8 protein-coding genes are annotated in these 4,919 nt (G+C 72.3%); 3 read left to right on the top strand and 5 right to left on the bottom strand.

The window, feature by feature from the left end:
- The coding region (locus AB0G02_RS28145) for a hypothetical protein (RefSeq protein WP_360799509.1) at positions 1 to 498 on the top strand (498 nt) is incomplete at its 5' end.
- A gap of 119 nt (positions 499 to 617) precedes the next feature.
- A complete protein-coding gene (locus AB0G02_RS28140; RefSeq protein ID WP_360799506.1) occupies positions 618 to 974 on the top strand; it encodes a DUF6292 family protein in 357 nt (118 codons plus the stop codon).
- Here the strand turns inward: AB0G02_RS28140 and AB0G02_RS28135 are convergent.
- The 4 genes from AB0G02_RS28135 to AB0G02_RS28120 all read right to left on the bottom strand — a co-directional run bounded on the left by AB0G02_RS28135 (position 971) and on the right by AB0G02_RS28120 (position 3,675).
- Positions 971 to 1,534, bottom strand: coding sequence for a hypothetical protein (locus AB0G02_RS28135; protein WP_360799503.1), 564 nt, complete (start codon positions 1,532 to 1,534; stop codon positions 971 to 973). The two genes, AB0G02_RS28140 and AB0G02_RS28135, sit on opposite strands and share 4 nt — an antisense overlap.
- A gap of 5 nt (positions 1,535 to 1,539) precedes the next feature.
- Complete coding sequence (locus tag AB0G02_RS28130) at positions 1,540 to 2,700, bottom strand: L-histidine N(alpha)-methyltransferase (protein WP_360799500.1); 1,161 nt, start codon at positions 2,698 to 2,700, stop codon at positions 1,540 to 1,542.
- Positions 2,701 to 2,982: 282 nt separating this feature from the next.
- Positions 2,983 to 3,162, bottom strand: coding sequence for a hypothetical protein (locus AB0G02_RS28125; RefSeq protein WP_360799497.1), 180 nt, complete (start codon positions 3,160 to 3,162; stop codon positions 2,983 to 2,985).
- 135 nt (positions 3,163 to 3,297) lie between these two features.
- Complete coding sequence (locus AB0G02_RS28120) at positions 3,298 to 3,675, bottom strand: metalloregulator ArsR/SmtB family transcription factor (RefSeq protein WP_360799494.1); 378 nt, start codon at positions 3,673 to 3,675, stop codon at positions 3,298 to 3,300.
- 57 nt (positions 3,676 to 3,732) lie between these two features.
- Between AB0G02_RS28120 and AB0G02_RS28115 the strand changes: the two genes are divergently transcribed.
- Entirely contained in the window at positions 3,733 to 4,674 is a 942-nt protein-coding gene (locus tag AB0G02_RS28115; RefSeq protein WP_360799512.1) for a cation diffusion facilitator family transporter, read from the top strand.
- Here AB0G02_RS28115 and AB0G02_RS28110 read toward each other — a convergent pair.
- Positions 4,671 to 4,919: ADP-ribosylglycohydrolase family protein (locus AB0G02_RS28110; RefSeq protein WP_360799491.1), on the bottom strand; the 249-nt coding region annotated here is incomplete at its 5' end. The genes AB0G02_RS28115 and AB0G02_RS28110 overlap by 4 nt on opposite strands.

The following is a 4,919-nucleotide window of genomic DNA, read 5'->3' as shown; positions in this document are numbered from 1 at the left end:
CTGGTCGGCGTGGTCGCCGCGGGTGCGGGCGGGTTGGCCGCACCCGGGGACGCGGACGAGGTCTGGCGTGACACCGGTCTGCGCGTGGTGGACCGGGCGGCCCGCGCCGACACCGAGTGCGCGCCCCACTCGTTCGGCCAGGTGCAGGAGCTGCTCAAGGCCGCGCCGTGCGTCGCGCTCGACCGGATGCTGTTCACCGTCACCGACGACAAGGGCGGCACCGCCGTGGTGTTCGTCGCGTGGGTCGAGTTCGACGACCGCGACCGGGCGCGCGAGTTCAAGCGGGTCGAGGACATCCACGGCACCGGCGACCTGACGCCGCTGTCCGGGTCGTTGCTGCGGATCAACGACGTGCCGTTCACCGCGCTCAACTACGACTCCGACCTGGTCGATGGCGTGACCGTGGTGATCGCGGAGGCGGAGAACGTCGCCGGCGGCTTCACCGCCGAGTACCTGGACGACATCGCCGCCATCGCGGTCCGCACACCCCGCCCCTGAGCGGGGTCGGCCCAACAATCCGGACGTTCGGGTTTCGGAACTCCACGGTCGGGTTACCCCGGATCGCGTCGACTGGTCGACGCGATCGTCAACTCCGGGGGCGGGGACGGTGGTGCGTGGTGGACTGGGAATTCGATGACGACAACGCGGTGCGCGCGGTGCTCACCTACGTCTCGCAGGTGACGCGGGCGCTCGGGCTGAGCGGGGAGTGCTCCTGCGTGCAGTCCGACGCCGGCCGCCTGGGCGCCTACCTCGCGCTCGACGGCCACCTGCCCGGGTTCGCGGACCGGGACGTCGCGCTGCTGTGGGACGAGGGCCGCGGCTGGGCGGTCGCGGTGGAGAGCGACAGCGCCGAGCCGCCGTTCGTGCTGTCCAGGCTGCGCGGGCCGGCGCGGCCCGACCCCGCCGTCGTGGCGCGCTGGGTGGACCAGCTGCACCTGGTGGCGGGCGACGGCGAGCTGCTCGCCGCCGGTTAGCCCCGCGCCTCCAGGTAGGCCTGAGTCTCGTCCAGCAGCTTCCGCGCGCCTTGGAAGAAGCTCCCCGTGCCGTGCAGCGCCGCGTGGAACTGCTCGGCCTTCTCGTCCGACGCGCTGGTGAACACCAGCAGCTCGGTCAGCTCCAACCGCCGGTTCACCGAGGCCACCGCCGTGCGCCACCGGTGCAGCAGGTCGATCAGCTCGGCGTCGCGGTGCGGGCTGAGCGCGCCGGACGACAGCGCCGCGTCCACCGCCGACTGCACCAACCGCGGGTACAGCCGCCTGCCGCGGTGGCCGGAGGCGCTGAACGCCTCGCTGTCGAGCGCCTCCCGGTTGCGCGCCATCTCCAGCCGGATCGACCCGATCGCCTGGTTGCGCTGCTCGCGCTGCGCCGCCCACCGCTCGGCGAAGATGCCGGTGATGCCCGCGAGCAGCGCGAACGAGTTCACCGCCGGTTCCCACCGGTCGCCGGGCGGCGAGACGGCGAACCACATGACGCCGAGCACCACCGCGACCGCGAGCGCGCCGAACGTGAGTGCCGTGATCACGATGCGGGTCATCGGCGTCAGTTCGCCCAGATGTCGCGGGCCAGGTCGTCGACCGGCTTCGCCTCGGGCGGCTGGTCGCCGGGCGCGAGCAGCAGCAGGTCCATCCCGAAGCCCTGCACCGAGCGCGGCGCGGCGAAGTCCGAGTGCGTGCCGGTGACCTTGCGCATCCCGGCCTCGCGCACGATCACGTCCAACGCCTTCCGCGCGTACTTGCGGGTCAGGTAGAGGCGGATGGTGTCCTGGTCGGGGAACGGCACCCGCGTCCGGTCCGGCAGCATCATCGGGATGTCGGCGCCGGTCAGGTTCTGGTAGACGACCTTCACCCTCAGCGCCCGGTCGCCCTCGACCGCGCCGCGGAACTGCACCGCGTCCACGTCGATCGTCAGGTCGGTGTTGTGCAGCAACGCGCTGGTCACGAACTCGCGGTAGGCGCGGCTGCGGGCGTACTCCTCGACCGCGTCCTGCGCCAGCTCGTCGCTCAGCGCCTCGGTGGTGGCGACCTCCAGCAGGAACAGGTCCTGCGGCCGGGCCAGCGCGGTGAGGTTCGCCAGCAGCTCCCCGTCCCGGTCGAAGTTGGCCATCGTGTTGCCCAGCAGCGAGTACAGCACCGGCTCGTCACCGACCAGCCGGTGCACCAGCTCGCGCAGCTCGTCCAGGTTGTCGGTGATGGAGAAGTCGAGCTGCACCGGCACCACCCGGTGACCGCGCAGCCCGACGCGGTGCGTGGCCTCGCGGGTGCCCAGCCGCAGCATCTCCGAGCTCATGTCCACCGGCAGGTAGAGCATCGCCGGGTTGCGATCGAGCAGGTGCTCCAGGACCAGCCGGTCCTTGTGCCCGGTGCCGACGCCGAAGCTGACGTGGTGGAAGCCCTCACCGATCCGGCCGCGCACCCGCGCCCAGCGGCGGGTGAACGAGTCGAGGCTCTGCTTCATCACCAGGTAGAACGGGTCGGCGCAGGCGTGCGCCCAGGCGATCGTCGGCCCGATGCCCCAGTAGGCGTAGCCGGAGGTGATCTGCTTGCCGTCGCCCGCGGTCGACGGCTTGCCCAGCAGGTCGCTGGTGAGCGCGGCCAGCTTGTCCCGCTGGTCCTCGCCCACCAGCACGAGCGACCAGGCGAAGTCCGACTCGTCGATCGCCCTGGCCAGGTCGCCGGGTGGGGGCTCGTCGCTCGCCGTCACTCGGCCTCCTCCGCTGTGGTCCGCACCGCGAAGCCTACCGATCACCACCGACACCCACGCGGCTTTCCACTACGCCGGGTGAGCCTTCGACCACGTGCCGGTCGTGAGAGGGGTCCGCGGGGTGGTGTCGGTCGACCGACCCGGCTCCGCCCCGCCCGCCCGCGCGGGCTCCTGACTGTCCACAGAGGAGTATTTCGGGAGCGGGGACTTATCCCTGGCCCACAACGAGAACGGGGCCGCAGGCGGTTGCCTGCGGCCCCGTCGGGGGACAACTGCCGCGCTTCACGCGGATACCGGTTCGAGGACGCGACCGGAGGCGGTGAGGTGCTCCCAGGTCCGGCCGCGCTGGCTGGGCGGTGCTTCGCCGTCCGCCGTGCACGTCGGGTACACCAGGCCGTAGGGGACGGGTTGGTGGAAGAGGTCTCCGCTGGTGATGTCGATCAGATCCCGCGACTGTGCCATCACGACCTCCCGTCGGAAGTAGGTGAGGTGCCCATGCGCTGCTCCTCGTCGAACCAGGTGAAGGTGGTTCAGATATACCCGTTGAGCTGCACTGATATTCCCCTCGCACTGCTGCGTACGAGTGAAAAAGCACGGTCACCGAGAGCGTTTGTGGTGCGCGACCTCCTGCTCGGCGTCGGCGGCGGGCGGGAGGCCGCGGTCGACGTGGTCGGCGTGGAAGAGTGCTTGCGCCAGAAGGGTTCTCACGTGGTCGTTGGCCGCGGAGTAGTAGACGAACGTGCCCTCGCGGCGGCCCTTCACCAGACCGGCGAGGCGCAACTTGGCCAGGTGCTGGCTGACCGCGGTCGGCGCGGCGCCCGCCAGCTCGGCCAGGCACGCCACCGAGGACTCGCCCTGGAGCAGCGCCCAGAGCACCTTGATCCGGGTCGGGTCGGCCAGCAGCCGGAACGACTCGGCGGCCAGGTGGACCTGCTCCTCGTTGGGCATGTCGAAGTCCGACAGCGCGGTGTGCATGGGGACAGCCTACTTACTTGCGTATCTGCGTGACTGCGCAGGTATGCTGCCGGCGTGATGAGCTCAGGGCACGGACACGGGCACGGACATGGGCACGGTCACCGCTCGGTGGACCGGGTCGACACCGCGTTGGAGAGCAGCAGGCGGGGTGTGCGGGCCCTGGTCGTGTCGTTCGTGGCGCTGTTCGCGACGGCGGTGGCGCAGGCGGCGCTGGTGCTGGTCACCGGCTCGGTCGCGCTGCTGGGCGACACCGTGCACAACTTCGCAGACGCGCTCACGTCGGTGCCGCTGGCCATCGCGTTCGTGCTGGGCAGGCGTGCCGCGTCCCGCCGGTTCACCTACGGCCTAGGCCGCGCGGAAGACCTGGCCGGCGTGGTGATCGTGCTGGTGATCGCCGCGTCGGCGGTGTACGCGGGGTACGAGTCGGTGCGCGGCCTGCTCGACCCGCAGCCGGTGCGGCACCTCTGGGTCGTCGCGGCGGCCGGCGTGGTCGGGTTCCTGGGCAACGAGCTGGTGGCGCGGTACCGGGTGCGGGTCGGTCGGGAGATCGGCTCGGCCGCGCTGGTCGCAGACGGGCTGCACGCCCGCACGGACGGCTTCACGTCGCTGGCCGTGGTGCTGGGCGGGATCGGCGTGGCCCTGGGGTTCCCGGCCGCCGACCCGCTCGTCGGACTCGGCATGACGGCCGCGATCCTGTTCGTGCTGCGCGACGCGGCCGGCGAGGTGTTCGGCCGGCTGCTCGACGCGGTCGACCCGGCGTCGGTGGAGCTGGCCGAGCGGGCCGCGGCCGGGGTCGACGGCGTGGTGCGGGCCGACCGGGTGCGGATGCGGTGGACCGGGCACGTGCTGCGCGCGGAACTCGCCATCGCGGTGGACGCGGGCCTGAGCGTCGAGCAGGGTCACCGCATCGCGCACGAGGTCGAGCGCCACCTCAAGCGCGCCGTCCCGCGCCTGGCCGCGGTGACCGTGCACACCGAGCCCGCGACCGCGTCGGTCTAATCCGCCCCCGGCAGGGGTTCGCAGCGCGCCACCCACTCGGCGGGCGGGGCGGTGCGGGCACCCAGGACGCCTCCCACGACGGCGCACGTCGTGTCGATGTCACCGCCGGCGCTCGCGGTCGCCCACAGGGCCGCCTCCAGGTCGTCGGGGTGCCGGGCGGCGCACCACAGGGCGAACGGCACGGTGTCGGCCCCCGGACGCCGTCCGCGCGACCGGATTCCGCCGAACGCCTGTGCGGCCACCCC

The sequence above is a fragment of the Actinosynnema sp. NPDC023658 genome, from assembly GCF_040639995.1.
Lineage (GTDB): Bacteria > Actinomycetota > Actinomycetes > Mycobacteriales > Pseudonocardiaceae > Actinosynnema.
The sequence above is the reverse complement of the archived record's forward strand: the minus strand, read 5'-3'. Positions and strand labels throughout refer to the sequence as shown.

Excerpts from the sequence above, each read along its gene's own strand:
- AB0G02_RS28115 (WP_360799512.1), top strand. The coding sequence starts at position 3,733 with ATGAGCTCAGGGCACGGACACGGGCACGGACATGGGCACGGTCACCGC.
- AB0G02_RS28135 (WP_360799503.1), bottom strand. The coding sequence starts at position 1,534 with ATGACCCGCATCGTGATCACGGCACTCACGTTCGGCGCGCTCGCGGTC.
- AB0G02_RS28120 (WP_360799494.1), bottom strand. The coding sequence starts at position 3,675 with ATGCACACCGCGCTGTCGGACTTCGACATGCCCAACGAGGAGCAGGTC.
- AB0G02_RS28125 (WP_360799497.1), bottom strand. The coding sequence starts at position 3,162 with ATGGCACAGTCGCGGGATCTGATCGACATCACCAGCGGAGACCTCTTC.